Annotated in this window: 27 protein-coding genes; 19 read left to right on the forward strand and 8 right to left on the reverse strand. The window is 74.8% G+C overall.

Features of this window, described 5'->3' with window-relative positions:
• From VKZ81_RS12455 to secA, 12 genes are all read left to right on the forward strand, one after another.
• Positions 1-141, forward strand: a 141-nt coding sequence (locus VKZ81_RS12455; protein ID WP_324241720.1) for an adenosylhomocysteinase, incomplete at its 5' end; no start/stop codon positions are given.
• 50 nt (positions 142-191) lie between these two features.
• Entirely contained in the window at positions 192-644 is a 453-nt protein-coding gene (locus VKZ81_RS12460) for an NUDIX domain-containing protein (RefSeq protein WP_324241667.1), read from the forward strand.
• 95 nt (positions 645-739) lie between these two features.
• Positions 740-1579 (forward strand): ABC transporter ATP-binding protein, encoded by an 840-nt coding sequence (locus VKZ81_RS12465; RefSeq protein WP_324241668.1) that lies wholly within the window; start codon positions 740-742, stop codon positions 1577-1579.
• Positions 1576-2565 carry an iron-siderophore ABC transporter substrate-binding protein gene (locus VKZ81_RS12470; protein WP_324241669.1) on the forward strand — a complete coding sequence of 330 codons (990 nt, stop codon included), beginning with the start codon at positions 1576-1578 and terminating at the stop codon, positions 2563-2565. The genes VKZ81_RS12465 and VKZ81_RS12470 overlap by 4 nt, the downstream gene beginning before the upstream one ends.
• Before the next feature lie 6 nt (positions 2566-2571).
• Entirely contained in the window at positions 2572-4641 is a 2070-nt protein-coding gene (locus VKZ81_RS12475; RefSeq protein ID WP_324241670.1) for an iron ABC transporter permease, read from the forward strand.
• Between the two features lie 34 nt (positions 4642-4675).
• Complete coding sequence (locus VKZ81_RS12480; RefSeq protein ID WP_324241671.1) at positions 4676-5317, forward strand: dTMP kinase; 642 nt, start codon at positions 4676-4678, stop codon at positions 5315-5317.
• 59 nt (positions 5318-5376) lie between these two features.
• Positions 5377-6054 (forward strand): MtrAB system response regulator MtrA, encoded by a 678-nt coding sequence (gene mtrA / locus VKZ81_RS12485; RefSeq protein WP_324241672.1) that lies wholly within the window; start codon positions 5377-5379, stop codon positions 6052-6054.
• Positions 6055-6076: 22 nt separating this feature from the next.
• On the forward strand, positions 6077-7753 hold the full coding sequence (mtrB, locus tag VKZ81_RS12490; RefSeq protein WP_324241673.1) for an MtrAB system histidine kinase MtrB: 1677 nt from the start codon (positions 6077-6079) through the stop codon (positions 7751-7753).
• Positions 7750-9483, forward strand: a complete 1734-nt coding sequence (locus tag VKZ81_RS12495) for an LpqB family beta-propeller domain-containing protein (RefSeq protein ID WP_324241674.1) — start codon at positions 7750-7752, stop codon at positions 9481-9483. The genes mtrB and VKZ81_RS12495 overlap by 4 nt, the downstream gene beginning before the upstream one ends.
• 245 nt (positions 9484-9728) lie before the next feature.
• Positions 9729-10391: a ComF family protein gene (locus tag VKZ81_RS12500; protein WP_324241675.1), complete on the forward strand. Its 663-nt coding sequence runs from the start codon at positions 9729-9731 to the stop codon at positions 10389-10391.
• Between the two features lie 236 nt (positions 10392-10627).
• Complete coding sequence (hpf, locus tag VKZ81_RS12505) at positions 10628-11281, forward strand: ribosome hibernation-promoting factor, HPF/YfiA family (protein WP_324241676.1); 654 nt, start codon at positions 10628-10630, stop codon at positions 11279-11281.
• Between the two features lie 177 nt (positions 11282-11458).
• Positions 11459-14425: a preprotein translocase subunit SecA gene (secA, locus tag VKZ81_RS12510; RefSeq protein WP_414709365.1), complete on the forward strand. Its 2967-nt coding sequence runs from the start codon at positions 11459-11461 to the stop codon at positions 14423-14425.
• A 217-nt stretch (positions 14426-14642) separates the two neighbouring features.
• Here the strand turns inward: secA and VKZ81_RS12515 are convergent, their stop codons facing one another.
• Positions 14643-15146, reverse strand: coding sequence for an Rv3235 family protein (locus tag VKZ81_RS12515; RefSeq protein WP_324241677.1), 504 nt, complete (start codon positions 15144-15146; stop codon positions 14643-14645).
• 525 nt (positions 15147-15671) lie between these two features.
• Here VKZ81_RS12515 and VKZ81_RS12520 point away from each other — a divergent pair.
• Together VKZ81_RS12520 and VKZ81_RS12525 are read left to right on the forward strand one after the other, a co-directional pair.
• The gene (locus VKZ81_RS12520) at positions 15672-16106 is read left to right on the forward strand and encodes a MarR family winged helix-turn-helix transcriptional regulator (protein ID WP_324241678.1); all 435 of its coding nucleotides are present in this window, start codon (positions 15672-15674) and stop codon (positions 16104-16106) included.
• A gap of 19 nt (positions 16107-16125) precedes the next feature.
• Positions 16126-16497, forward strand: coding sequence for an HAD-IA family hydrolase (locus VKZ81_RS12525; RefSeq protein WP_324241679.1), 372 nt, complete (start codon positions 16126-16128; stop codon positions 16495-16497).
• 65 nt (positions 16498-16562) lie between these two features.
• Here the strand turns inward: VKZ81_RS12525 and VKZ81_RS12530 are convergent, their stop codons facing one another.
• From VKZ81_RS12530 to VKZ81_RS12540, 3 genes are read right to left on the reverse strand one after another with little or no spacing between them, the layout of a single operon-like run.
• Complete coding sequence (locus VKZ81_RS12530) at positions 16563-16790, reverse strand: antitoxin (RefSeq protein ID WP_324241680.1); 228 nt, start codon at positions 16788-16790, stop codon at positions 16563-16565.
• A 41-nt stretch (positions 16791-16831) separates the two neighbouring features.
• Positions 16832-18052 (reverse strand): alpha-hydroxy acid oxidase, encoded by a 1221-nt coding sequence (locus tag VKZ81_RS12535; protein ID WP_324241681.1) that lies wholly within the window; start codon positions 18050-18052, stop codon positions 16832-16834.
• Between the two features lie 9 nt (positions 18053-18061).
• Complete coding sequence (locus tag VKZ81_RS12540; RefSeq protein ID WP_324241682.1) at positions 18062-18829, reverse strand: TrmH family RNA methyltransferase; 768 nt, start codon at positions 18827-18829, stop codon at positions 18062-18064.
• A 95-nt stretch (positions 18830-18924) separates the two neighbouring features.
• Between VKZ81_RS12540 and VKZ81_RS12545 the strand changes: the two genes are divergently transcribed.
• Both VKZ81_RS12545 and VKZ81_RS12550 read left to right on the forward strand, forming a co-directional pair.
• Positions 18925-20334 (forward strand): WS/DGAT/MGAT family O-acyltransferase, encoded by a 1410-nt coding sequence (locus tag VKZ81_RS12545; RefSeq protein WP_324241683.1) that lies wholly within the window; start codon positions 18925-18927, stop codon positions 20332-20334.
• A gap of 4 nt (positions 20335-20338) precedes the next feature.
• Positions 20339-20848: a DUF6912 family protein gene (locus VKZ81_RS12550; RefSeq protein ID WP_324241684.1), complete on the forward strand. Its 510-nt coding sequence runs from the start codon at positions 20339-20341 to the stop codon at positions 20846-20848.
• A gap of 25 nt (positions 20849-20873) precedes the next feature.
• On the opposite strand, the gene VKZ81_RS12555 is transcribed toward VKZ81_RS12550, so the two are convergent.
• The 3 genes from VKZ81_RS12555 to aroA are packed head-to-tail and all read right to left on the reverse strand — an operon-like array spanning position 20874 to position 23595.
• Positions 20874-21251, reverse strand: coding sequence for a DUF1707 SHOCT-like domain-containing protein (locus VKZ81_RS12555; protein WP_324241685.1), 378 nt, complete (start codon positions 21249-21251; stop codon positions 20874-20876).
• Positions 21252-21310: 59 nt separating this feature from the next.
• Positions 21311-22306 (reverse strand): ribosome small subunit-dependent GTPase A, encoded by a 996-nt coding sequence (gene rsgA, locus VKZ81_RS12560; RefSeq protein ID WP_324241686.1) that lies wholly within the window; start codon positions 22304-22306, stop codon positions 21311-21313.
• Positions 22303-23595, reverse strand: a complete 1293-nt coding sequence (gene aroA, locus VKZ81_RS12565) for a 3-phosphoshikimate 1-carboxyvinyltransferase (RefSeq protein ID WP_324241687.1) — start codon at positions 23593-23595, stop codon at positions 22303-22305. The genes rsgA and aroA overlap by 4 nt, the downstream gene beginning before the upstream one ends.
• A gap of 204 nt (positions 23596-23799) precedes the next feature.
• On the opposite strand from aroA, the gene VKZ81_RS12570 reads away from it, so the two are divergent.
• A complete protein-coding gene (locus tag VKZ81_RS12570; RefSeq protein ID WP_324241688.1) occupies positions 23800-24390 on the forward strand; it encodes an LLM class flavin-dependent oxidoreductase in 591 nt (196 codons plus the stop codon).
• Positions 24391-24440: 50 nt separating this feature from the next.
• Positions 24441-25235 carry an SOS response-associated peptidase gene (locus tag VKZ81_RS12575; protein WP_324241689.1) on the forward strand — a complete coding sequence of 265 codons (795 nt, stop codon included), beginning with the start codon at positions 24441-24443 and terminating at the stop codon, positions 25233-25235.
• 7 nt (positions 25236-25242) lie between these two features.
• Here VKZ81_RS12575 and VKZ81_RS12580 read toward each other — a convergent pair whose 3' ends face one another.
• Positions 25243-25380, reverse strand: coding sequence for a hypothetical protein (locus VKZ81_RS12580; protein ID WP_324241690.1), 138 nt, complete (start codon positions 25378-25380; stop codon positions 25243-25245).
• 413 nt (positions 25381-25793) lie between these two features.
• Here VKZ81_RS12580 and VKZ81_RS12585 point away from each other — a divergent pair, with 413 nt between their 5' ends.
• Positions 25794-26414 (forward strand): alpha/beta hydrolase family protein, encoded by a 621-nt coding sequence (locus VKZ81_RS12585; RefSeq protein ID WP_324241691.1) that lies wholly within the window; start codon positions 25794-25796, stop codon positions 26412-26414.
• The last annotated feature ends 102 nt before the right edge of the window (positions 26415-26516 follow it).

Consider the following 26516-nt stretch of genomic DNA (forward strand, 5'->3'; position numbering starts at 1 on the left):
CCCAAGGTGCTCGACGAGAAGGTCGCCCGCATCCACGTCGAGGCCCTGGGCGGGGAGCTGACCAAGCTCACCAAGGACCAGGCCGAGTACATCGGCGTGGACGTCGAGGGCCCGTTCAAGCCCGAGCACTACCGCTACTGACGCCTGCTCGAACCCTCGCCCGGGGGAGCGCCACGACCTAATCTGGTCGCGTGGCGCTCCCCCGCGGTGATGGTGACGGCTGGACGCGGTGCGCCCTCGGTCACGAGCACTGGGGGATCTTCGGCGCCGCGGGGCTGCTGCTGTGGCACGGCGAGTGCGTCCTGCTGCAGCACCGCGCCCTGTGGAGCCACCACGGCGGCACGTGGGGCCTGCTCGGCGGGGCCCGCAACCGCGCCGAGACGGCCGAGCAGGCCGCCCGGCGCGAGGCCGCCGAGGAGGCCGGGCTCAGCGCCGACGCCTACGAGATCACCGGCACCTACGTCGACGACCACGGCGGCTGGTCCTACACCACGGTGGTGGGCCAGGCCCGCAGCCTCGTCGTGCCCACCGCGCTGACGGCGGAGACCCTCGAGGTGCGCTGGGTGCGCGCGGCCGCCGTCAACGAGCTCCCCCTGCACCCCGGCTTCGCCGCCACCTGGGAGACCGTCCGCGCCATCGCCTGAGCGCGGGCCCCGTTCCCCGTCGGATCGTCCGCCCCGTGGCGAGGGCCATAGATCTGCCCCACCTCGGTCGAAGGCAGGTGTGGCTATCCTAAGCCGTGCTCTCGAGCGGGCGGACCACCAACGCGTTGCGCGGCGCCGGCCTCGATCTCGGCTACCACGGCGTCCGGGTCGTCCACGGTGCCGGGGCCCAGGTCCGGGCGGGGCAGGTCACCGCGCTCGTCGGCCCCAACGGCAGCGGCAAGTCCACGTTGCTGCGGGCGCTCGCGCGCCTGCACCGGCCCGACCGCGGTGAGATCCACCTCGACGGCGACGCGCCCGCGGACGCCCTCGCGCTCACGCGGCGCGAGTTCGCCCGGCGGGTCACCCTCCTCACCCAGAGCCGCCCGGTGCCCACCGGGCTCTCCGTGCTCGACGTCGTCGGCTTCGGCAGGCATCCCCACCGCGGGCGGTTCCGCGGCGACGACCCGGGCGGCCCCGCTGCCGTCGAGCGGGCGATGGCGCTCACCCGCGTGTCCGACCTGGCGCACCGCCCGGTCGACGAGCTCTCCGGGGGGCAGCTGCAGCGGGTCTGGCTCGCCTGCTGCCTCGCCCAGGACACGGGCGTGCTGCTGCTCGACGAGCCCACCAACCACCTCGACCTGCGCTACCAGGTGGAGATCCTCGATCTGCTGCGCGACCTGGCCGACGACTCCGGCATCGCGGTCGGCGTGGTGCTGCACGACCTCGAGCAGGCCGCGGCGGTGGCCGACGAGGTCGTCGTGCTCGCCGACGGCCGGGTGCGCGCCGTCGGCCCGCCCGCCGCGGTCCTGACCCCCGACCTGCTCACCGAGGCCTACGGGATCGAGGTCGCGGTGGACCGCGACCCGGTCACCGGGCTCCTGCGCATCCGGCCGGTCGGCCGGCACACCACCAGGCACAAGAAGGAGTCAGCATGATCGGACGGCGGATCGGCTTCGCCATCGGCGCGGCCGTGACCGCGCTGGTGCTCGCCGCCTGCGGCACGACCGAGGCCCCCGCGGACGAACCGGCGTCCCCCGCCGAGGGCGGCGGTGCCCAGATCACCGTCACCGACGCGCGGGGCAAGCAGATCACGTTCGACCGGCCGGCCACCCGCGCCGTCGGGCTGGAGTGGGCGCTGGTGGAGTACCTCGTCACGCTCGGCGTGATGCCGGTGGGCGTGGCCGACGTGCCGGGCTACACGGCGTGGGTGCAGGGCGCCCCGCTCGCCGAGGGCGTCGCCGACGTCGGGGTGCGCGGCGAGCCGAGCGTCGAGGCGATCGCCGCGCTGCGCCCGGACCTCGTCCTCGCCACGCCCAACGTCAACGAGGGCGCGCTGACGCAGCTCGAGGCGGTCGCGCCCGTCGTGGTCGTGCGCCCCGCGGACGCCGCCGACCCGATCGGGCAGATGCGCCGCAACGTCGAGCTCGTCGCGCAGATCACCGGCAAGCAGGCGGAGGCGGAGCGGCTGCTCGCCGACTTCGACGCCGCCCTCGCCGACGGCAAGCGGCGGATCGAGGCGGCCGGCCTCACCGGAAAGCGGATCGCGTTCGCCGACGGCTGGCTCGACGGCGGCCGCCTGTCGATCCGCCCCTTCACCGGCGGATCGCTGATCGGGGCGGTGTCGGCCGAGCTCGGGCTGGTCAACGCCTGGCCGATGGAGGGCGACGAGGACTACGGCCTCGCCAGCACCGACGTCGAGGGTCTCACGCAGCTCGGCGACGTCGAGTTCGTCTACTGGACCAACGACGTGGAGGGCCCCGACCCGTTCGTCGAGGGCCTCGCGGGCAACGCGGTGTGGGAGTCGTTGCCGTTCGTGCAGGCCGGCGACGTCACCCGCCTGCCCGACGGCATCTGGATGTTCGGCGGACCGGTGTCGATGCGCCAGTACGTCGACGCCGTCACCGCGGCGCTCGGCGCCTGACGCGAGGTGCAGGACGCGCTCGTCGCCCCGCGGCCGGCGTCGCGAGCGACCGTCGCGGTGGTCGCCGCGGTCGGCGTCGCGATCGTCGCGGTGCTCTCGGCGGTGCACCTGACCCAGGGCACGTCGAGCGTCGCCGTCGCGGACCTGCTCGCGCTGCTCACCGGCGCGGGCACGGACCAGACCGCAGCGGTGCTCGTCGCCTCCCGGGTGCCGCGGCTGCTGGCCGGGGTCGTGGTCGGCGCCGCGCTCGGGGCGGCGGGCGCCGCGCTCCAGTCGATCACGCGCAACGCCCTCGCCGCGCCGGACACCCTGGCCGTCAACGCGGGCGCGCACCTGGTGGTCGTCGCGTGCGCGGCGTTCGGGATCGCGGTGCCGGTCGAGGCGTCGGCCCTGCTGGCCTTCGCCGGCGGCCTCGGGGCGGCGGCGCTGGTGTTCGCCATCTCCGGCGGCGGGACCGGGCCGACCCGGCTCGTGCTCGCCGGGTCGGCGGTGTCGCTCGCCCTCTTCGCGCTGGTCAGCGTGTTGATCCTGCTGTTCACCGAGGAGACCTCCGGCCTGTACGCCTGGGGCAGCGGACAGCTCGCGCAGATCGGGCTCGGTTCGATCGCCCGGATGGGTCCGGTGGTGCTGCTGGGCGTCGGCGCGCTGGTCGTGCTCGGCAGGCGGCTGGACGTGCTCGGCCTCGGCGACGACACGGCGGTCGTGCTGGGCGTGCCGGTGCGTCGCACGCGCGTCCTCGGCGCGGTGCTCGCCGTGCTGCTGGCGTCGGCCGCCGTGACGGTCGCGGGGCCGGTCGGCTTCGTCGGCCTGTGCGCCCCCGCCGCGGTGCGGCTGGTCGCCCCGCTGGTGCCCGGGCTGTACCGGCACCGGGTGCTGGTGCCGATGTCCGCGCTCGCCGGGATCGGGGTGGTGCTCGCCGCCGACGTGCTGGTGCGGCTCGTGCTCGGCGCCCAGGGCGGGATCGAGGTCCCCACGGGCGTGGTGACCACCGTGTTCGGGGCGGTCGTGCTGATCGCCGTCGCCCGCAGGTTCCGCGACTCGGGGCCGGTGCGGCAGGCACCCGCGGCCCGGTCCGGACGGCTGCGGGGGCGCGGCACGTTCCTGCTCGTCACGGCCGTGACGCTGGCGGCCACCGCGGCCGTCGCGGCCGGGAGCCTCCTGCTCGGCGACGCGTTGCTGCTCATGGGTGACGTCGCGAACTGGGTCGCGGGTCGCGCGGGGCCGATCACCACGTTCGTGCTCGACGCCCGGGTGCCGCGCGTGGTCGCCGCCCTGCTCGCCGGCGCGGCGCTCGCCGTCGCGGGCGCGGTGGTGCAGGCGGTGTGCCGCAACCCGCTCGCCGAGCCCGCGCTGCTCGGCGTGAGCGGCGGCGCGGGCGTCACCGCGGTCGCGCTGATCACGATCGTGCCGACGGTCGGCATGTGGACCCTCGCCGGCGGGGCCGCGCTCGGCGCGCTGGCCGCGTCCGCGCTGGTGTTCGGGCTGGCCGCGCGGGGCGGGCTCGCGACCGACCGGCTGGTGCTCGTCGGGGTCGGCATGTCGTACGGGTCGATGGCCATGATCACGCTGCTGGTCGTGCTCACCGACCCGTGGAACGAGGCCAAGGCCCTCACCTGGCTCGCCGGGTCGACGTACGGGCGGACGTTCCCGCAGGTGATCCCGGTCGCGGTGGTGCTGCTGGTCGCCGTGGCCTGGTTCGTGCACGCCCGCGACGAGCTGGACCTGCTCGCCCTCGACGACGACACCCCGCGCGTGCTGGGGGTGCGGCTCGGCTCCGCCCGGATCGGGCTGCTCGCCGTCGCGGCCCTGCTGACCGCCACCGCGGTGTCGGCGATCGGGCTGCTGTCCTTCGTCGGGCTCGTCGCCCCGCACGCGGCCCGGGCGCTGGTCGGCTCCCGCCACGCGCGGGTCCTGCCGGTCGCCGCGCTGCTCGGGGCGCTGCTCGTGTGCCTCGCCGACGTGCTCGGCCGCACGGTCATCGCCCCCGCCCAGCTGCCCGCGGGCGCGCTGACCTCGCTGATCGGCACGCCGTACTTCGCCTGGCTGCTGTGGCGCTCGCGCCTGTCGACCGGGTGATGGGGCCCCCGGCCGCGCCGGGCATGATGCGCGCATGGGGCGGCTGATCGCGGTGGAGGGCCTGGACGGGGCCGGCAAGCGGACCCTGTCGGACGCGCTGGGCGCCGCGTTCGCCGCGAAGGGGGTGCGGGTCGCCCGGTTCGCGTTCCCCCGCTACGACGCCGACGTGCACGCCGAGCTCGCCCGGGAGGCGTTGTACGGCAAGCACGGCGACCTCGCGGCGTCCGTCCACGGGATGGCGCTGCTGTTCGCGCTGGACCGCCGTGCCGCAGCGCCGGACCTGCGCGCCGCGCTGGAGGCGCACGACGTGGTGCTCGTCGACCGCTACATCGCCTCCAACGCGGCCTACCACATGGCGCGGCTGGGCGAGGGCGTCGACGGCGACTTCGCGCGGTGGGTGCGCGAGCTGGAGGTGGAGCGGTTCGGGGTGCCGGTGCCGGACCACCAGCTGCTGCTCGCCGTGCCCCGCGAGGTGGCCGCGGAGCGCGCCGCGCACCGGGAGCGCACCGAGGCCGACCGGAGGCGCGACTCCTACGAGTCCGACGCGGGCCTGCAGGATCGGACGGCCGCGGCGTACGCCCAGCTCGCGGCCGCCTCCTGGCTGTCGCCGTGGACCGTGCTGGACGGCAGCACCCGGGTCGACGCCGACGCGCTCGCCGCCGCCCTCCTGGGGTAGACCGCGCACACCAGCGGGCCCGCGGCGGGGGTACGACGGGAGGTGGGATGCTCTAGACCATGAAGTCGCGCGTTCTGGTGGTCGACGACGACCCGGCGCTTGCCGAGATGTTGACGATCGTGCTGCGGGGCGAGGGGTTCGACACCGCCGTGGTCGCCGACGGCACGCGGGCCCTGCCGGCCGTCCGCGAGCTGCGACCCGACGTCGTGCTGCTCGACCTCATGCTCCCCGGCATGAACGGCATCGACGTGTGCCGCGCCATCCGGTCCGAGTCCGGGGTGCCGATCGTGATGCTGACCGCCAAGAGCGACACCGTCGACATCGTCCTCGGCCTCGAGTCGGGCGCCGACGACTACGTGGTGAAGCCGTTCAAGCCGAAGGAGCTCGTGGCGCGCATCCGGGCCCGGATCCGGCGCACCGAGGCCGAGCCCGCCGAGCAGCTGTCCATCGGCGACGTGATGATCGACGTCCCGGCCCACCAGGTGACGCGGGACGGCAAGCAGATCGCGCTCACGCCGCTGGAGTTCGACCTGCTCGTCGCGCTGGCGCGCAAGCCGCGGCAGGTGTTCACCCGCGAGGTCCTGCTCGAGCAGGTGTGGGGCTACCGGCACGCGGCCGACACCCGGCTGGTGAACGTCCACGTGCAGCGCCTCCGGTCGAAGGTGGAACGCGATCCGGAGCACCCGGAGGTCGTGCTCACCGTGCGCGGTGTCGGGTACAAGGCGGGACCGCCGTGATCACCCGGGCCCGCCGCTCGCCATGACCGCGGCGCTGGGCCTGCGCGTCCGCCGCGGCCTCGCCCCCGCCCGGCAGCTGTTCGCGGAGCTGTCCGAGGCGTGGAACCTCGCGTGGCGCCGCTCGATGCAGATGCGGGTCGTCATCAGCACGCTGGCGCTGTCGGCGGCCGTCGTGCTCGTGCTCGGCCTCGTGCTGCAGACGCAGATCGCGCAGCGGCTCATGCAGGCCAAGGAGATCGACGCCCGGGTGCGCACCGAGACCGGCGCCGTGCTGCTCGAACGCGACCTCGCGGGCGTCGACCCGGACCGCGAGGGCGCGCAGGGCGAGCTCAACAACGCGCTCGACCGGTTGACCAACACGAGCTCGGTGGAGGGCCAGCCCGCCACCGCAGGCGAGTTCCGCGCGGTGCTCACCACGAGCGAGGGGGACCCGGGTGCCCAGGTCGCGGCCGGCCCCGTCGAGGACGTCCCGCGGACGCTGCGCGATGCGGTCGCCGCGGGCACGCTCTCCAGCCAGTACACGACCACCCTCACCGAGCAGGGGGTCGAGGTCCCGACGCTGGTCGTGGGCCAGCCGGTGCGCACGGCCGTCGGAGATCTCGAGTTCTACCTGCTGTTCCCGCTGGTCTCGGAACAGCGGACGCTGGGAACGGTGCAGAGCACGCTCATCGTCGGTGGGCTGGTGCTCCTGCTGCTGCTCGCCGGGATCGCAGGCATCGTCACGCGGCAGGTCGTGCGGCCGGTCCGGCAGGCGGCGGAGATCGCGGAGCGGTTCGCCGACGGCCACCTCGACGAGCGGATGCCCGTGCAGGGCGAGGACGAGGTGGCGCGCCTCGCCGAGTCCTACAACGAGATGGCGAGCAGCATCCAGAACCAGATCCGCCAGCTCGAGGAGTTCGGCGCGCTGCAGCGGCGGTTCACCTCGGACGTGAGCCACGAGCTGCGCACGCCGCTCACCACGGTCCGCATGGCCGCCGACGTGCTCTACGCCTCGCGGGACGAGCTGCTCCCCGCGCTGCGCCGCAGCTCGGAACTCCTGGTCGCCGAGCTGGACCGGTTCGAGGCGCTGCTGAACGACCTGCTGGAGATCAGCCGGCTGGACGCGGGCGTCGCCGAGCTGGGCGCGGAGAACGTCGACATGCACGGGGTCGTCGTGCGCGCCGTCGAGGCGGTCCGCGGGCTCGCCGACGAGACCGGCACGCCGCTCGAGCTGGACCTGCCCGCCGGGGTGGTCGCCGAGGTCGACCCGCGCCGGGTCGAGCGCATCGTGCGCAACCTCGTCGCCAACGCGATCGACCACGGCGAGGGCAAGCCGGTCCGGGTCGTGCTGCGCGCCGACGAGCGGACGGTGGCCGTGCTCGTGCGCGACCACGGCGTCGGCCTGCGCCCCGGGGAGGCCGCGCTGGTGTTCAACCGGTTCTGGCGCGCGGAGGAGTCGCGAGCCCGCCGCAGCGGCGGGAGCGGCCTGGGGCTCTCGATCGCCATCGAGGACGCCCGCCTGCACGGCGGGTGGCTGCAGGCGTGGGGCGAGCCCGGACAGGGCGCCGCGTTCCGCCTCACGCTGCCCCGCCGGGTCGGCGACGCCGTCGAGTCGAGCCCGCTTCCGCTCGGGCCGGAGGAACCGGCCGCCCCGGTCGCCGAGCCCGCCTCGGTGCCCACCCCGCCCCGTCCCCGCCCGACCACGGTCCACGAGCCATGAACTTCCGCCCCGGACGGCTGGTCTGCGCCCTCCTGCTCGCGCTCGCCGCGCTGGCCGGGTGCGCGAGCGTGCCGGAGAGCTCCCCGGTCCAGGTGCTGCGCCAGATCGGCACCGGCGAGGACGGGGTCCTCCCGCCCGGCCCCGCCGCCGGCAGCAACCCGCTCGACCTCGTGCGCGACTTCGTGTTCGCCTCCGGCAGCACCACCGAGCGGCACGGCGCGGCCCGCCGCTTCCTCGCACCCGAGGCGGCGGAGTGGGACGACGCCGCGGGCATCACCGTGCTCGACGGGCAGTTCGACACCGTGCCCGCCCCGGGGGCGGGCGGCCCGGGTTCGGACACCACCACGATCCGCATCCGCGGCACGGCGATCGGCCGGCTCACCTCGACCGGCTCGTTCGAGCCAGCGCAGACGATGTTCCAGCAGGACGTCACCGTCGTGCGCCGCGACGGGCAGTGGCGGATCTCGGAGCTGCCGCCGGGCGTCGTCGTGCCGCTGTCGGTGTTCCGCGACAACTACAAGCCCGTGCGCGTCTGGTTCGTCGACCCGGTACGCAGGCTCGCCGTCGCCGACGTGCGGCACGTGCCGAGCACCCCGGCGCGGGCCCAGCCGGCGCGGGTGATGGAGCTGCTGCTCACCGGGCCGTCCGGGGCGCTGACCGACGCGGCGGTCTCGCTGCTCCCACCCGGCGCGCAGCTGCGGGCGAACGTGACCAGGAGCGACGACGGGGCCGTCGTCGTCGACCTCACCAGGCTCGGCGACCTCGACGAGTCGTCCCGGCAGCTGCTCGCCGCGCAGGTGGTGCTGTCGCTGGCCGAGGTGAACGTCGGACGCGTCCGGCTGCTCGCCGACGGCGAGCCGCTCCTGCCCGACCGGCCGGACCTCACCCGCGAGGACGTCGCCGCGCTGTCGGCGGAGGTGGAGCCGGCCGCCGACGTGCCGGGCCTCGTCGTGGCCGGCGGGCGGGTGCGCCAGCTGACCGGGCCGGAGCCCAGCGCGCCGCTGCCCGGCCCGCTCGGCGACGGTTCCTACGACGTGGAGTCCGCGGCGTCCGCCGTCGACGGCAGGCGGATCGCCGCGGTGGCCGAGGTCGGCGGGTCCCGCACGCTGCTGGTCGGCCGCACGGACGGGGACATGGCGGCGGTTCCGCTGACCGCGCGCACCATGACCAGGCCCACCTGGACGCCCACCGGCGGCGAGGTGTGGACCGTGCTCGACTCGTCCGTGGTCGCCCGCGTGAGCGTCGACGACACCGCACCGCCGCGCACCGGGCGGGTCAACGCCGACGAGCTCGCCGCCTTCGGGCCGATCCAGGACCTGCGCCTGTCCCGCGACGGCATCCGGGTGGCCGCGGTCGTCGGCGAGGGCCTCTACACGGGTGCCGTCGCGCGCACCATCGACGGCGAGGTCGCCATCCGTGACGTCCGCAGGCTGCGCCCGGACGACCTCGGCGCGGTCGTCGGGGCCGACTGGCGGTCCACGGAGTCGATCGTCGCGATCACCCGCAACCCGGAGATGCTGGTCGCCCAGGTCACCGTCGACGGCCTGGTCGTGCAGCGGATCGTGAGCAACAACCTCACCGCCCCGCTGACCGCGGTCGCCGCCGCGGCCAACCGCCCCCTCTGGGTCACCGACCAGACCGGGGTGTGGAGCTTCGGGGGCGGGGACCAGGTGGCGTGGCGGCAGGTGCTCGCCGGCGCCCCCGACGCCATCCCCCTCTACCCCGGCTGACCCCCGCCCCGCGAGTCGCGCCCTGGGTGTGGGCGAGTCGCGCTCTCGATGTGGGCGAGTCGCGGTCTGCTCCTCCGCGAGTCGCGGCCTCGGTGTGGGCGAGTCGCGGTGTGGGTGTCGGCGGGTCGCGCCTGGGTGGGGGCGGGTCGTGCGCTGGGTGCGGCCGTGACGCGGTCCCGGGGCCGTTGTGGACAACTCGCGATCACCCGCGGCCCGGTGGAGGACGGGCGCGCGATGCTGGGTCGGTGGACGTGCGGGTCCTCGCGGCGGCACTTCTCGACCTCGTCCTGCCGGGCGACTGCGCGGCGTGCGGCGCCCCCGAGCCGCCGTGGTGCGCGCGCTGCCGCACCGAGCTCGGGCCGCCGGTGCGCCCGTACCTGCCGGGCGGGCCCGCGGTGTTCGCCGCGGGCCGCTACACGGGCCCGCTGCGTTCGGCGCTGCTGCGCTACAAGGAGCGGGGGCGGCGCGACCTCGCCGGGCCGCTCGGTGCGCTGCTCACGGCGCTCGTCGACGACGTGGCGGGCCCCGCGCCCCTGTGGCTCGTCCCCGCGCCCTCGCGCCCCGCGGCCGCCCGGGTGCGGGGCGGCGACCACGTCGCCCGCCTGTGCCGCGAGGTCGTGGCGAGCCGGCCGGGCACGCGGCTCGCGCGTCCGCTGCGGCTCTCCCGCGGCGTGCGCGACTCGGTGGGGCTCGACCCCGAGCAGCGCGCCGCCAACCTCGCCGGGCGCGTGCGGGTCGGTCCGGGCGCCCTGCCCGGGGACGGTGCCGTGCTGCTGGTCGACGACGTCGTCACGACCGGCGCGACGCTTCGCGCCTGCCGGGACGCGCTCGTCGCAGCGGGAAAACAGGTGGTGGGAGCGGTGGTGCTCTGCGACGCCAGCGTCCCGATGATCAAGACGAAGGCGTAATCATACCGTCGCTGCGGGTGCAACGGAACAGTTCGGCGGGCGCTTCTACCCGGGTGTGGCCCAGTCGGGCCGGAGGACTGTTGCCGAACCGTGATGCACGTTACGGTGCTCGGCATCCCACACCACAGGCACCCGTCAGGAGGAGCACCGATCGAGCGCCGGGGAGTGGGTACTCCCGGCGACCCCCAGCAAGGTCAACCCGACGCCCAGAGAAGCTGAGAGCGAGGGAAGTCTGCGTGGAGATCGTTGTCACCGGCCGGAACGTCGAGGTCCCAGACCATTTCCGAGTCCATGTGGCCGAGAAGCTCGGTCGACTTGAGCGGTACGACCACAAGATCGTGGGCATGGAGGTCGAGCTCTTCCACGAGCGCAACCGCCGCCAGCTCAAGAGCTGCCAGCGTGTCGAGATCACGGGCAGGGGGTGTGGGCCCATCGCGAGAGCATCGGCCTGTGCGCAGGACTTCTACGCAGCTCTCGACGCCGCGATCGCCAAGCTCGAGGAGCGGCTGCGCCGCTCGCACGACCGCCGTCGCGTCACCCCGAAGCGCGCCCGGGTGATGGCGGGCCGCGGCGCGGGCACGGCCGTGCTCGAGGCCCCGCCGGCCCTCAACGAGCGCACCGACGACGGAGAGGCCGACCTCAGGGCGGACGACACGATCGACATCCCGGTCCCGCGCACGCACGACGAGGACCTGCCCGACGCGCTGCCGGGGCGGATCGTCCGGCAGGAGGTGCACTCGGCCAAGCCGATGACGGTCGACGAGGCGCTCTCGCAGATGGAGCTGGAGGGAGAGGACTTCTACCTCTTCTCCGACGTCGACAGCGGCCAGCCGTGCGTCGTCTACCGGCGCAAGGGCTACGACTACGGGATGATCCGCCTCGAGCAGTAGGCGGCACACCCGCTCCGCGTGAAGGGGGGCGGCCCGCGTCCGGTCGGAACGCGGGCCGCCCCTTCGGCGTTGTGTGGGGTAGCGGTCCGCCGCTTCGCTACCCTGGTCGGGGCAGCGCGTGCGCGAGCGGGCTGCGAGGAACGCGAACTGGTCCGCGAAGGCGAGTGAGGTCGATCCGTGCCGCTGTTGAACCGTCTGCTCCGCGCCGGCGAGACCAAGCTGGTGAAACGCCTCGCCAAGTACGCCCGGGTGATCGAGGACCTCGAGCCCGAGATGCAGGCGCTGAGCGACGCGGAGCTGCGGGCGAAGACCGACGAGTTCCGCGCGCGGCTGCGCGACGGCGAGTCGCTGGACGACCTGATGTTCGAGGCGTTCGCGGTCGTCCGCGAGGCGGCGGTGCGCACGCTCGGGCAGCGGGCGTTCCCCGTGCAGCTCATGGGTGGCGGGGCGCTGCACTTCGGCAACATCGCGGAGATGAAGACCGGTGAGGGCAAGACCCTCACCTCGGCCTTCCCCGTCTACCTCAACGCGCTGACCGGCGAGGGCGTCCACGTCGTCACCACCAACGACTACCTCGCCAAGCGCGACTCCGAGAACATGGGCCGGATCCACCGGTTCCTCGGGCTCACCGTCGGCGTGATCCTGTCGGAGATGCCGCCCGCCGTGCGGCGCGAGCAGTACGCCGCCGACATCACCTACGGCACCAACAACGAGTTCGGCTTCGACTACCTGCGCGACAACATGGCCTGGAAGAAGGCCGACATGGTGCAGCGCGGGCACAACTTCGCCATCGTCGACGAGGCCGACTCGATCCTGATCGACGAGGCGCGCACGCCGCTGATCATCTCGGGTCCCGCCGAGGCGAGCTCGCGCTGGTACCAGGCGTTCGCCGACATGGTCAACGGCCGCGGCACCGCGCGGGAGCCCATGCGCGGTTTCGACGTCACCGGGATGTCGCCGCAGGAGCTCAACCGCCGCAGCGCCGAGATCCAGCAGTACCACTACGAGTACGACCTGAAGAAGCGCACCGTCGGCATCACCGACAAGGGCGTGCGCTACGTCGAGGACCAGCTCGGCATCGACAACCTCTACGAGGCGGCCAACACCCCGCTCATCGGGTACCTGAACAACGCGCTCAAGGCCAAGGAGCTGTTCAAGAAGGACCGGGACTACATCGTCCGCGACGGCCAGGTCCTGATCGTCGACGAGTTCACCGGCCGCGTCCTGCCGGGTCGGCGCTACAGCGAGGGCATGCACCAGGCCATCGAGGCCAAGGAGCAGGTGCCGATCCAGAACGAGAACCAGACGCTGGCCACCATCACGCTCCAGAACTACTTCCGCCTCTACAAGAAGCTGTCGGGCATGACCGGTACCGCCCAGACCGAGGCGGCCGAGCTGCACCAGATCTACAAGCTGGGCGTGGTGCCGATCCCGACGAACCGGCCGATGATCCGCAAGGACCAGCCGGACCTGATCTACAAGACGGAGGAGGCGAAGTTCGCCGCCGTCGCCGCCGACATCGCCGAGCGGCACCGCAAGGGCCAGCCGGTGCTGGTCGGCACCACGAGCGTCGAGAAGTCCGAGTACCTGTCGAAGCTGCTGCGGCAGCTGGGCGTGCCGCACAACGTCCTGAACGCCAAGCACCACGAGAAGGAAGCGGCGATCATCGCCCAGGCCGGCCAGGCGGGCGCCGTCACGGTCGCCACCAACATGGCGGGCCGCGGCACCGACATCATGCTCGGCGGGAACCCGGAGTTCCTCGCCGACCAGGAGCTGCGCAGGCGTGGCCTCGACCCCGTGGAGACCCGCGAGGAGTACGAGGCGGCCTGGGACGAGACGCTGCAGAAGATGCGCGAGCAGGTCGCCGAGGAGGCCGAGGAGGTCAGGGCGGCCGGCGGGCTCTACGTGATCGGCACCGAGCGGCACGAGTCGCGCCGCATCGACAACCAGCTGCGCGGTCGCTCCGGCCGCCAGGGCGACCCGGGTGAGTCGCGGTTCTACCTGTCGCTCGGCGACGACCTGATGCGCCGGTTCAACGGCCAGCTGGTCGAGTCGATCATGAACCGCTTCAACCTGCCCGACGACGTCCCGATCGAGGCGGGCATGGTCACCAAGGCCATCCGCAGCGCGCAGACGCAGGTCGAGCAGCAGAACTTCGAGATCCGCAAGAACGTCCTCAAGTACGACGAGGTGCTCAACAAGCAGCGCGCCGTCATCTACGCGGAGCGCAGGCGGGTCCTCGACGGGGAGAACATCAAGTCGCAGATCGAGCACATGCTCGAGGACGTCATCAAGGCCTACGTCGACGGCGCCACCGCCGAGGGCTACGCCGAGGACTGGGACCTCGAGAAGCTCTGGACGGGACTGCGCGCGATCTACCCGATCGGCATCCGCTGGCAGGACCTCGCGGGCGAGGACGGCGAGGGGGACATCGAGGACCTCACCAAGGAGCGCCTGTACGAGGCCATCCTCGCCGACGCGAAGGCCGCGTACGCCCGCCGCGAGGCCGAGATCGACGAGCTCATCGGCCCGCTCGGTGGGATGCGCGAGCTGGAGCGGCACGTGCTGCTCACGGTGATCGACCGCAAGTGGCGCGAGCACCTCTACGAGATGGATTACCTCAAGGAAGGTATCCAGCTGCGCGCCATGGCCCAGCGCGACCCGGTCATCGAGTACCAGCGCGAGGGCTACGACATGTTCAAGGCCATGTCGGAGGGCATCAAGGAGGAGACGGTCACCTACCTCTTCAACGCGACCCTCCAGCCCGCCCAGCCCGCGGGTGCGGCCCAGCAGCAGCCCGCCGCCGGCCAGGCGCCCGCGCAGGAGGCGCCCCCGGCGCGCCAGGCCCCGGCGCGTGCCTCGGGCGGCCGCCACGCGGCTCCGGCCGCGGCCGAGCCCGCCGACGCGAGCAGCGTGCTGCCCGCCGCGTTCCGCGGCAGCAGGCCCACCAACCTGAGCTACAGCGGCCCGGCGGAGGACGGCGGCACCGTTCGCAGCCGGTCCGGCAGCGGCGGGCGCAACGGCAGCCGGGGCGAGGCCACGGTGACCGGCACCGCGCAGCCGTCGCGCAACCGGCCGTGCCCGTGCGGCTCGGGGCGCAAGTACAAGCAGTGCCACGGCTCGCCCACGGCCGCCCGGCCCTGATCCCCACCTGACACCCCGCCCGCCCGCGACGTGGTCGCGCGGCGGGCGGGTCTGTCGTGTGCGCCGTCCCATCCGTCGGCTGAGCGAGACGGCGCCCGCCTCGGGGAGGGGGCACGAGGCGGGCGCCTGCTCGGCGGCGGGCCGCTCGTCGAGCAGCCCTACGAACTCCCGTTCACGGCCGGGATCTCCATTCGGGGCGGCCGATCGTTACGGGTGCTCACCGGGTCTGCTGCCGGGTGCTCGTCCGCCGCGCCCGGCGCGGCGCGGGCGCGCCGAGCAGCCGCACGACCGTGCAGCACCAACGGGTGTCGACGCGCTCGAACCGGGCGGCGAGGGCGCGCACCACACCATCGATCTGGCACGGCACGGCGACCTCGGCCACGCCGGGGCGGGGTAGGCACAGGCGCATCCGGCCGCGCCGGACCGGCGCCCGCGGGCGCAGGGCGGCTCGCCAGTAGCGCAGCGGCTCGGGCGCGAAGTGCGCCTCGAGCTGCAGGTGCGAGCGCCTGCCGTCGAGCACCTCCAGTGCGAGGCGCAGGATGCGGGTGACGGCGTGGTGCGCGTCGACGAGCTCGCGCGCGGTGCTCGCCGCCGGCTCGGGTGCGGGCGGGGTGGCCGGGACCGCCGTCCGCACGGGTGCCTCGCGCGGGCCGGGCTCGTACCGGACGGGGCGGAGGCGGGGACGGGCGGGGGCGGTCGGCGAGGGCGGGGCGATGGTCACCGCTCGATCGTCGGCGAGCGGGTGCCGCCGCGGGGTCCGAACGAGCCGCTTCGGGGCCGTACGGTACGTGGGCGCAGTGTTGCGGCTGTTGGGTTCGGACGGGATGGTTCGGGGCCGTACGGTACGTGCGGAAAGCGGTGCCGCCGGTCGGGCCGGATCGGATGGTTGTGCGTCGTACGGTACGTGCGCGTAGCGGTGCGGCAGTTGGGTTCGGACGAGCCGCTTCGGGGCCGTACGGTACGTGCGGGTAGCGGTGCCGCCGGTCGGGCCGGACCGGATGGTTCGGGGCCGTACGGTACGGGCACACAGCTCCGTTGCGGTTCGGGCCGCCCGGGCCGGCCCGGGTCCGTGCCGGCAGCGTCGCCGCTGCTGGATCCGAACGGATCGTCGCCGTCGTGCCGGTCCGGCCGGATCGCTTCAGGGCCGTACGGTACGGGCGCGAAGCGTTGCCGCGGGCGGGTCCGAACGAGTTGTTCCGGGTCCGAACGGACCGTGCGCACAGCGTCGCCGTCGTACGGTCGCGCCGTGGATCAAGCCGCGACCGAGCCGCTCGTCCGGCTGCTCGTGCGCGCGGGCGCGGCCCTGCAGCGCTACACCCGCAGCGCGGCCGCGGCACACGGGTTGAGCGCCACGGCGCTGGAGGTGCTCGGCGCGCTCGTCGAGCTCGGCGAGGTGTCGCAGCGGGACCTCGCCGGCCACCTCCGGCTCGCCCCGGCCACGCTCACGCCGGTCCTCGACGGCCTCGAGCGGGCCGGCTCGGTCACCCGGGTCCGCGACGGCGTCGACCGCCGGGTCGTCCGGGCCGCGATCACCCCGCGGGGCCGGGAGCGGTGGTCCACGGCGGTCACGGGGGTCGCGGCGGCCGTCGCGGCGCTCCCCGCGCCGGCCCCGGCCCAGGCCGAGCTCATCCGGGCGCACCTGCTCGACCTGCTGGACGCGCTGGACCGCCTCTCGATGTGAGTGTGCGACGGTCGGGCACGTGCAGGCGCTGGTGATGGACTACGCGGGCGTGCTGACCGACGGCCCGCAGCTCCTCGAGCTGGTCGGCAGGGTGCGGTCGACGGGGGCGCGGACGGCGCTGGTCACCGACGCGGACGAGGTGCCCGACGCGTGCGCCGACGCGTTCGACCTCGTAGTTCTCGGTGCGGCGCTCGGCGTGCGCAAGCCCGACCCCGAGCTGTACCGGCGGGTGGCCGCCCGGCTGGGCGTGCCGGTCACCGGGTGCGTCGTGGTCGACGACCAGCTGGGCAACGTACGCGGCGCGCGTGCGGCCGGCGCGGTGGTGGTGCACCACCACGACGAGGACGCGACGATCGCCGAGCTGGAGGCCGTGTTCGACCTCCCCGCTTGACCCGCTGGACAGGGGTCGGGGCCGGGCCGAGACGGCCCGGCCCCGGGATCCGGATCAGCGGTCGGTCACTGCGGCGGAGGCGGAGGCGGCTCCTCGGGCGGAGGCGGCGCCTGCGTGCGCTCGGTGGTATCGCCTTCGCCGGTCATGCGTTGCAGGTGGTCGACGCCCTTGTCGATGTGCTCCTCGTGGCCGGCGAAGCGCTCCTTCGCCTTCTCGCCCCCTTGGTCGAGGGCCTGGTCGACCTTGTCGTCGTGCTTGCCCAGCAGGTCTTTTGCCTTGTCCATGAAACCCATCCCTGCACCATGGACCCGTCGCCGCGACCCTGCAGGGTCTCTCACTCGTTCGGGCGAAGGCGTACGTGCGAGGGGCGGAGCTCGTCGACGCTCGTGACCCCGATGAGCTGCAGGGTTCGCACGATCTCGGCCGCCAGGAGCGAGACGGACTTGGCGACGCCGCGCCGCCCGCCCGCCATCAGCCCGTACAGGTACGCGCGCCCGACGAGGGCGCCCCTGGCCCCGAGCGCCACGGCGGCCAGGACGTCGGCGCCGTGGGTGATGCCGGTGTCGACGAGCACCTCGGCGCGGTCGCCGAGCGCCTGGACGGTGGGCTCGACCAGCTCCAACGGCACCGGGGCGCGGTCGAGCTGGCGGCCGCCGTGGTTGGACAGCAGCACCGCGTCGGCCCCGGCGTCCACCACCCGCACGGCGTCGTCGACGCTCTGGATGCCCTTGACGACGAGCTTGCCCGGCCAGTTCTCCCGCAGCCAGGTCACGTCGTCGATGGTGAGCGCGGGGTCGAAGACCCGGTTGATCATCTCCTCGACCGAGCCGTAGGTCGCGTCGAGGCTGGCGAAGTTGAGCGGCTCGGTGGTCAGCATGTTGAACCACCAGTGCGGGTGCCGCGCCCCGTCGAGGAACGTGCGCAGCGACAGCGCGGGCGGGATCGTGAGGCCGTTGCGGATGTCGCGCAGCCGCGCGCCGCCGACCGGGGTGTCGACGGTGAGCATCAGCGTGTCGTAGCCGGCCGCGTCGGCGCGCTGCACGAGGTCCTTGGCGGGGGCGCGGTCGCGCCAGAGGTAGAGCTGGAACCACTTGCGGGCCCGCGGCGCGGCGGCAGCGACGTCCTCGATGGTGGTGGTGCCCATCGTGGACAGCGCGTACGGGATGTCGAACTCCTCCGCCACGGACGCGACGGCGGCCTCGCCCTCGTGGTGCATCATCCGCGTGAAGCCGGTGGGCGCGAACGCCAACGGCAGGGCGGCCCGCTTGCCGAGGATCTCCCGGCTGGTGTCGACCGTGGAGACGTCGTGCAGGACGGACGGCGTGAACTCGACGCGCGCGTAGGCGCGGCGCGCCCGCGCCAGGGACAGCTCGCCGTCGGCGGCGCCGTCGACGTAGTCGAACACGGCGCGCGGGGTGCGCCTGCGCGCGATCGCCCGCAGGTCCGCGATGCTCGCCGCACGCCGCAGCCGCCGCTCGTCGGCGTCCCGGACGAACGGGGCGGGCCGCAGCAGCGATCGCAGTTCGGACGGGCGGGGGAGGCGGCGCTGGACCATGCGGCCAGCCTAGGCAGGCCGGTGACGGGCGCGGGAGAGCTCGAACGCGGCGACCGCGCCCGCGCTCGCCACCCCGAGCGACTCGACGCCGCCGTGCATGGGGATCGCAAGCAGCCCGTCGAGCAGCGGGCGGACGGTGCTCGACAGCCCGTCGGTCTCGTTGCCCAGCACGAGTGCCACCCGGTCGGGCAGCTTCGCGTCGAGCAGGGAGCCGCCGCGGGCGTCCAGGCCGTACAGCGCGAACCCGGCATCGGCGAGCGCGGCGCAGCCCTCCTCGACGGTGGCCGAGCGCAGCACCGGCGCCCGGAACGCGATTCCCGCCGACGCCTTCACCACCAGCGGGTCGATGGCCGGCAGCCCGCGCCGGGCCAACAGCACACCGTCCAGCCCCGCGGCGGTGGCGCTGCGCAGGATCATCCCGACGTTCGCGGGGTTGGTGAGCCGGTCGAGCACCAGCACGGCGGCGGGGGCGCCGGGGCGCAGCGCGGCCGTGAACTCGGCGACGGGCGCCATCCGCGGCGCGACGACGTCGGCGAGCACGCCCTGGTCGTGCCGCCCGTTCCCGGCGAGCACCTTCACCCGGTGTGCCGACGCCCGCTGCACCGGTACCCCGCGCTCGCGGGCGGCGTCGAGGATGGCCCGGACGGGCTCGCCGCGCGCCCCCTCGGCGAGGACGACCTTGTCGACGCGCAACGAGCGGTCCCCCAGCGCCTCGAGCACCGGCTTGCGGCCGTACACCGTGATGAAGGTGTCCTTCGGGGACCGCTCGCGTGCCATGCGGCGAGCGTATGCCGTGGCAGGACGGGCCCTGCCCGCCGGCCGTCGCCTCGCCGACGACCGGCGGGCCCCGGCGCACGGCATACGATCGGACCATGCCGCCACGGCTCTCGGCCCTCGACGCCTCCTTCCTGTACCTGGAGTCGCCCTCGACTCCGATGCACGTGGGAGCGGTGTCGATCTTCCGGCGGCCCCGCGGGGGGTTCGACTACGACCGGCTGGTGGACCTGGTCGAGCAGCGGATCGCGCTCGTGCCGCGGTACCGGCAGAAGGTCCGCTACGTCCCGGGCAACCTGGCGCGGCCGGTGTGGATCGACGACCCCGACTTCGACATCGCCTACCACGTGCGCCGGTCCGCTCTGCCCAAGCCCGGCTCGGAGGAGCAGCTCACCGAGCTCGTCGCCCGGCTGATGTCGCGCCAGCTGGACCACACGCGCCCGCTCTGGGAGATGTACCTGGTGGAGGGGCTGGCGCAGGGTCGCATCGCCATCGTCACCAAGACCCACCAGGCGATGGTCGACGGGATCAGCGCGATCGACATCGGCCAGGTGATCCTCGACGTCTCGCCCGAGCCGCGGGAGATGCCCGAAGAGCTGTGGATGCCCCGGCCGGAGCCGTCCAACGCGGAGCTGCTGCTCGGGGCCGTGGCGGACGCCGTCGCCCAGCCCGGCGAGATCATCGACAACGTGCGCGTCGCCGCGGGCGACGCGCTGGCCACCGTCAACAAGATCGCGGGGGCGGCGGGCAAGCTGTTCTCGATCGCTTGGACCGCGAGCAGGCCCGCCCCGGGCACCCCGCTCAACGTGGAGATCTCCACCCAGCGCAGGTTCGCCGTCGCCCGCGCCGAGCTGGAGGACTACCGCCGGGTCCGCGCGGCGCACGGGTGCAGCGTGAACGACGTCGTGCTCAGCGTCATCGCGGGCGCGCTGCGCAACTGGCTGCTGTCCCGCGGTGAGCCGGTGACCCCCTCGTCCACGGTGCGGGCGATGGTGCCGCTGTCGGTGCGGGGCGAGGCCGATGTGCCGAGCTCGGCCACGGCTGGGACGCTCGGCAACCGCGTCTCGTCGTTCCTGGTCGACCTGCCGGTGGGGGAGCCGAGCCCGGTGGTGCGGCTGCACCACGTCACGCACGCCATGCGCGAGCACACCTCGAGCGGCCAGTCGGTCGGCGCCGACACCCTGGTCCGCATCGGCGGGTTCGCGCCGCCTACGCTGCACGCCCTGGGGGCGCGCGCCGCGAGCGGGTTCTCGAAACGGATCTTCAACTTGGTGGTGACGAACGTGCCGGGACCGCAGTTCCCGCTCTACGCCGCCGGTGCCCGTATGCTCGAGATGTTCCCCGTCGTGCCGCTCGCGAAGGGCCAGGCCCTCGCGATCGGTCTCACCTCCTACGACGGCGGGGTCTACTACGGGTTCAACGGGGACCGGGATGCCATGCACGACCTCGACGTGCTCGCCGGGCTCGTGCACGAGTCCCTCGACGAGCTCCTGACCACGGTGGCGTGAACTCATGCGTGTCTACGTGCCGGCCACGTGGCCGATGTTGCAGTCGCTCGTCAAGACGGGCGTGCTCGAACCGATCGGCGGTACCGCGTTCGCCCTGACACCCGGCCTGCGCGAGGCCTACACCGGCGGCGACGACGAGGAGCTGGAGTACGCGGCGATGAGCCACGCGGCTCGCGCGTCGCTGCGGCTGCTGTCGGTGGAGATCGGGCTCGGCGAGAACGGCACGCCGGCCCGGCGGGTGGTGGTGGCGGCCGACCTCGACGACGTCGCGTTGCGCCCCGACCTCGACGACGGGGCCGTGCGCATCTCGGGCGGGGTGCCGTTCGAGGCGATCGCCGCCGTCCACGTCGACCTGGAGGACGCCGAGTACGCGGTGCGCGAGGCCGCGGGCGCGGTCGACGCCGCCGACCTCGGCGACCTCGACGCCGAGTTCCTCGTCGGCGAGGCGGAGGACCACGAGCTGGCCTGGTACGACCCGTCCGAGGTGGCGTTCCTCGTCGAGGGCCAGGCGTAGGGCCGGCGCCTCCACCGGCCCTCGATCAGCACTGCCGCCGGGAGGCCCAGAGGATCACGGCGGCGATCGGGATCAGCATGAAGCTCGCGGGGTGCCGCGTGAGCAGCGCCAGCCCGACTGCGACGAGCACGGCGATCCCGACCACGCCGGCGTTCAGGCCGCCACCCGACGAGGCGGTCGTCGCGGGCGGCGTGGCGGTGGGCAGCTCGGGGTGCGGTTCCGGCAGGTCGGTGAACAGGGCCGCGAGATCGGAGGCGACCACGGCGTTCGCCGCCGCGGCCGTGCGGTCGGCGTACTCCTCGACGCCCAGCCTGCCCGCCGCGAGGTGCTCGTCGAGCGCCCGCTGCGCCGCCGTGCGCTCGGCGTGGCCGATGCGCACCTCGGGGAGCTTCTCGTCGTCCACCGCGCCCTCCACTTCCCGGCCCGGTCGGGGTGGCCGTACCGCCGAGCCTGCCATCCGGTTCAGCGCAAGGCGACCAGCACGCGGCGCAGGGCCGTCAGCCGGCCCGGGCGCAGCTTGCCCTTCTCGACGAGCACGTCGAGGGCGCACTCGGGGTCGGCGGGCGGCCCGAGGTGGCCGCAGCCGCGCGGGCAGTCCTCGATCGCCTCGGCGAGGTCGTCGAACGCGGCCGGCACGTCGTCCGGGGTGACGTGGGCGAGCCCGAACGACCGGACGCCAGGCGTGTCGACCACCCAGCCGCCGCCCAGCTCCGGGGGCAGGGGGAGGGCGACCGCCGCCGTGGTGGTGTGGCGGCCCTTGCCCACGGCCGACACCTCCCCGACGGCCCGGTCCGCCTCCGGGACGAGCACGTTGACCAGCGTCGACTTGCCCACGCCCGAGTGCCCGATGAGCGCCGAGACCCTCCCGCCGAGCACCTCGGCGAGCGCGGTGGGCGGCCGGTCGTGCCGGGTGACGACCACGGGGAGGTCCAGCTCCCGGTACTGCTCGGCGAAAGGTTCCGGGTCGGCGAGGTCGGCCTTGGTCAGGCACAGCACGGGCGCGAGCCCGCCGGCGTAGGCGGCGACCAGGCAGCGGTCGACGAACCCGGTGCGCGGCGGCGGCTCCGCCAGCGACGTGACGATCACCAGCTGCTCGGCGTTGGCCACGACGACCCGCTCGAACGGGTCGGTGTCGTCGGCCGTGCGGCGGAGCACCGTGCGGCGCTCCTCCACGCGCACGATCCGGGCGAGGGTGTCCGGCCGGCCCGACAGGTCGCCGACCAGCCTGACCCAGTCGCCGACGACGATGGGGGTACGACCCAGCTCGCGGGCGCGCATGGCCACGACTCGCGGCCGGTCGGCGTCGCCGTCGAGGGCGCACGTCCAGCGGCCGCGGTCCACCGCGACCACCATCGCCCGCACCGCGTCCGGGTAGGCGGGCCGGCGTTTGGAGCGCGGCCGCGAGCCCCGCCCGGGCCGGACCCGGACGTCGGACTCGTCGTACTCCCGCGCCCTCACGCCAGCAGCGCCTCCCAACGCGCCGGGAAGTCGGGGATGGTCTTGTCCGTACAGCCGATGTCGTCGACGGCGACGCCCGCCACGACCAGGCCCACGAGCGCACCCGCCGTGGCCATCCGGTGGTCGGCGTAGGCGTGCCACGGACGCTCGCCCGCGGTGAGCGGGGCGGGCCGGATCTCCAGGCCGTCCGGGGTCTCGGTGACGTCGGCGCCGAGCGCGGTGAGCTCGGTGGCGAGGGCGGCCAGCCGGTCGGTCTCGTGGCCGCGGATGTGGGCGACGCCGCGGATGCGCGACGGCCCGTCCGCCAGCGCGGCCACGGCGGCGACGGTGGGCGTGAGCTCGCTGGCGTCGTGCAGGTCGACGTCGACGCCCGCGAGCCGGTCGGGGCCGTGCACGGTCATCCCGTCCGCGCCCGCCGTGACCGTGCAGCCGGCCTGCTCCAGCACCGAGAGGATCTCCACACCGGGCTGGGTGGACGCCGCGGGCCAGCCGGCCACGGTGACCTCGCCACCGGTGACGGCCGCGGCGGCGAGGAAGACCGCGGCGTTGGACAGGTCCGGCTCGACCACCCAGTCGCGCGCCGCGATCGGTCCGGGCGCGACCCGCCAGGTGTTCGGCTCGGCGTCGTCGACCTCCACCCCTGCCTCGCGCAGCATCGCGACGGTCATCTCGATGTGCGGCAGCGACGGCACCGGCTTGCCGTCGTGGTGGACGGTGAGGCCCTTGTCGTAGCGGGCCCCGGACAGCAGCAGCCCCGAGACGAACTGCGACGACGCGGACGCGTCGATCACCACGTCGCCGCCGGGCAGCCCGCCGGTGCCGTGCAGCACGAACGGCAGCGACTGCACGACCTCGTCGGCCGAGCCGGGGAGGCCCTCGATGCGGGCGCCGAGGGCGCGCAGCGCGTCCAGCACGGTGCCCATGGGGCGTTCCCGGGCGCGCGGGTCGCCGTCGAAGGTGACCGGGCCGTCGGCCAGGGCCGCCGCGGGCGGCACGAAGCGCATCACGGTGCCCGCGAGCCCGCAGTCGACGCTCCCGCCGCCGCGCAGCCCGTCGTGGCCCGCGAACCCGATCCGCTCGCCGTCCACCTCGATCGGCACGCCGAGCGCCCGCAGCGCCCCGACCATCAACGCGGTGTCCCGAGAGGCGGGCGCCCCGGACACGGTGGCCCGCCCGCCGGAGAGGGCGGCGAGCAGCAGCGCGCGGTTGGTGACGGACTTGGAGCCGGGCACGCTCACCCGGCCGCGGACGGGTGCGGCTGCGTGCGGGGCGGGCCAGGGTGCGCTCACACATCCATGATTCCGCATGCCGTCCGGGCACCTCCGCGCGCCGGTGCGGGTCGGGCACGTGCCCCTGCGGGGTTGCTCCCCTCCGAAAGGGGACGGAGGTGCGCCCGACACCCCGATGGATCCGAAGGACCCGATCCTCGACCCGTTCGTCCACCTCGCGTACGTGGCGGCGTTGACCCGCCGCCTCGAGCTGGCACCGGGGTCGTGGTCCTCCCGCAGCGCAACCCGGTCGTCCTGGCCGAGCAGGCCGCGAGCCTCGACGTGCTGAGCGGCGGGCGGCTGGTCCTCGGCGTCGGCGCCGGTTACCGGGAACCGGAGATGACGGCCGTGGGGGTGCCGTTCGCGCAGCGCGGGCGCCGCACCGGCGAGTACATCGACGCGATGGTCCGGCTGTGGGGCGCCGAGCGGCCGCGCATGGACGGCCGGTACGTGCGGTTCGCCGACGTCGACGCCCACCCGCGGCCGGTGCGCGGGGCGGCCCGATCGTGGTGGGCGGCGCCGGCGAGGCGGCGTTCCGCCGGGCGCTCACCCGGGCCAACGGCTGGTCCGGCGTGGGCGCCCCCGACGAGGTGGGCGCGAACCCCACCCGCCGAGCTGGTGGCCGCCGACGTCGGGCGACCCGCCCGGCTGGGCCGGCTGGAGATCACGGCGATGCAGCTGGGGAGCGTCGACCGGGCCACCGCCGACCGGTTCGCCGAACCGGGCGTGGACCGGCTGCCGGTCTGCCCGCTGCCGCTGGAGGACCCCGACGACATCGCCCGGTTCCTCGAGCAGCACGCCGCGTTGACGCGCTGACCCCGCGGCCGGTGTGGGCCGGTGTCAGGGGATGCGGGCACGATGGAGGTATGTGCGGCCGATACGCCTCCATCAAGGCCCCCGCGGACCTCGCCGACGAGTTCCGCGCCGTCGACGCCACCGACGGGGCGGCGCGGGCGGACTACAACGTCGCTCCGACCAAGCAGATCATCACGGTCGTCGAGCGGCACCCCCGTGACGAGGAGGGAACCCCCGACCCGGACCGCACCGAGCGCACGCTGCGGATGGTGCGGTGGGGCCTCGTGCCGTCGTGGGCGAAGGACCCGAAGGGCGGCGCCCGCATGATCAACGCGCGGTCGGAGTCGGTCGCCACCAAGCCCGCGTTCCGCCGCGCCTTCAACTCCCGGCGCTGCCTCATCCCGGCCGACGGCTGGTTCGAGTGGCAGCGCGGGCCGGAGCACAAGCAGCCGTACTACACGCACTACGCCGACGGCAGCTCGCTCGCCATGGCCGGGCTGTGGGAGTACTGGAAGCCGAAGGACGACCCGAACAACGAGTACCCGGGCGGGCTGGTCACGGCCACCGTGCTGACCACGCAGGCGGTGGGCCCGCTCACCCAGATCCACGACCGCATGCCCCTGGTGCTGCCCCCGGAGGCGTGGGACGCCTGGCTCGACCCGGACCGGCCCGGCGACGACGCCGCGATCACGTCACTGATCGCGCCGCCGTCGCTCGACCTGATCGCGCGGATGGAGCTGCGCCCGGTCTCGCCGTTGGTCAACAGCATCCGCAACAACGGGCCCGAGCTGCTCGAGCCGCTGCCGCCGGAGGAGGTCCGCGAGCCGATCCAGCTCGACCTGCTGGCGGGCCCGAACCCGAAGTGAGGGCGGGTCAGGTCGACGGGTGGTAGTGGGGGCCCGGCGGCGCCGTGGGGTCGGCCGAGGACGGCACGAACAGCCGGCCGAGCGGCTCGTCGCCGCCCCACAGCCGCGGTGCCCCGCCCGCGATCCGGCGGAGGATCCGCAGCACGCCCGCCTGCCCCGCCGGTCCCCGTCGTGGCTCCCGCGCCCGCCGTCGGCGACGACGAGCAGGTCCGTGGGGTGCTCGTCGAGCGCGTCCCGGTTCAACCCGTAGCAGCCCGGGAACTCCGGCGCGGCGCCGGCGTCGGTGGGAGGCCCGCGCTGGTCGAGCGGCGCGTGCCCGGCACGACGACGTGGTGGAGGGCGCGGCCGTGCCGGTCCGGGGGTGCGGCCCAGCGTCCTCGACCTCCGGGCCGGGTTCCACCCGGCGCAGCCGGGCCGCGTCGGCGGGCCGCACCGGGTCGGGCGTGCAGCGCCCCTCCGACCGGGCCGCGCGCTCCGCCTCCACCTCCACCGACAGCCGGCACCTCGTGGCTCCTGCTCGGTGGTCGGCGGCGGACGCGCGCGCCCTACAGTGTTGCGATGCCGACTCCGGGCGTCGAAGGGGAGATCTCCGAGGTCCCCACCCCGCACGGTCCCGCCCGCATCACCCGCCGCGACGCCGAGGGGCCCGCGCGGGGGAGGTTGCTGCTCGGGCACGGCGCGGGCGGCGGTGTGGGCGCCCCCGACCTCGTCACCGCCGCGGGCGCCGCGCTCGCCCTCGGTGTGCACGTCGTGCTCGTCGAGCAGCCGTACCGGGTCGCGGGCAGGCGCGCTCCCGCGCCCGCCGCGCAGCTCGACGCGGCCTGGCTCGCGGTGGTGGAGCACGTCCGCGACGACCTGCCGCTCGTGGTGGGCGGGCGCAGCTCCGGTGCGCGGGTGGCGTGCCGCACGGCCGCCGCCGCGGGCGCGGCGGGCGTGTTGTGCCTCGCGTTCCCGGTGCACCCGCCGGGCAGGCCGGAGAAGGACCGGCTGCCGGAGCTCGCCCAGCCGACCGTGCCGATCCTCGTGGTGCAGGGCCGCAACGACCCCTTCGGCCGTCCGGAGCCCGCGCCGGGCCGGGACGTGGTGCTCCTGCGCGGGGACCACAGCCTCAAGTCCGACGCCCCCGGCCTGCGGGCGGCGGTCACGTCGTGGCTGGACGCGCTGCTGCCGCGCCCGTAGCCATCGCCGACTCCACACCCCGGGTGCGCTGCGCACAGCGCCGGCGGTGTGAAGCACACCCACGGCGGGTGAGGTCGCCCTGGGGCGGGGCCCGCCGGCAGG

The organism is Pseudonocardia sp. (assembly GCF_035305885.1).
Classification (GTDB): domain Bacteria; phylum Actinomycetota; class Actinomycetes; order Mycobacteriales; family Pseudonocardiaceae; genus Pseudonocardia.

Excerpts from the sequence above, each read along its gene's own strand:
- VKZ81_RS12470 (WP_324241669.1), top strand. The coding sequence starts at position 1,576 with ATGATCGGACGGCGGATCGGCTTCGCCATCGGCGCGGCCGTGACCGCG.
- VKZ81_RS12480 (WP_324241671.1), top strand. The coding sequence starts at position 4,676 with ATGGGGCGGCTGATCGCGGTGGAGGGCCTGGACGGGGCCGGCAAGCGG.
- mtrA (WP_324241672.1), top strand. The coding sequence starts at position 5,377 with ATGAAGTCGCGCGTTCTGGTGGTCGACGACGACCCGGCGCTTGCCGAG.
- mtrB (WP_324241673.1), top strand. The coding sequence starts at position 6,077 with ATGACCGCGGCGCTGGGCCTGCGCGTCCGCCGCGGCCTCGCCCCCGCC.
- VKZ81_RS12495 (WP_324241674.1), top strand. The coding sequence starts at position 7,750 with ATGAACTTCCGCCCCGGACGGCTGGTCTGCGCCCTCCTGCTCGCGCTC.
- VKZ81_RS12530 (WP_324241680.1), bottom strand. The coding sequence starts at position 16,790 with ATGGGTTTCATGGACAAGGCAAAAGACCTGCTGGGCAAGCACGACGAC.
- VKZ81_RS12535 (WP_324241681.1), bottom strand. The coding sequence starts at position 18,052 with ATGGTCCAGCGCCGCCTCCCCCGCCCGTCCGAACTGCGATCGCTGCTG.
- VKZ81_RS12540 (WP_324241682.1), bottom strand. The coding sequence starts at position 18,829 with ATGGCACGCGAGCGGTCCCCGAAGGACACCTTCATCACGGTGTACGGC.
- VKZ81_RS12545 (WP_324241683.1), top strand. The coding sequence starts at position 18,925 with ATGCCGCCACGGCTCTCGGCCCTCGACGCCTCCTTCCTGTACCTGGAG.
- VKZ81_RS12550 (WP_324241684.1), top strand. The coding sequence starts at position 20,339 with ATGCGTGTCTACGTGCCGGCCACGTGGCCGATGTTGCAGTCGCTCGTC.
- VKZ81_RS12575 (WP_324241689.1), top strand. The coding sequence starts at position 24,441 with ATGTGCGGCCGATACGCCTCCATCAAGGCCCCCGCGGACCTCGCCGAC.
- VKZ81_RS12585 (WP_324241691.1), top strand. The coding sequence starts at position 25,794 with ATGCCGACTCCGGGCGTCGAAGGGGAGATCTCCGAGGTCCCCACCCCG.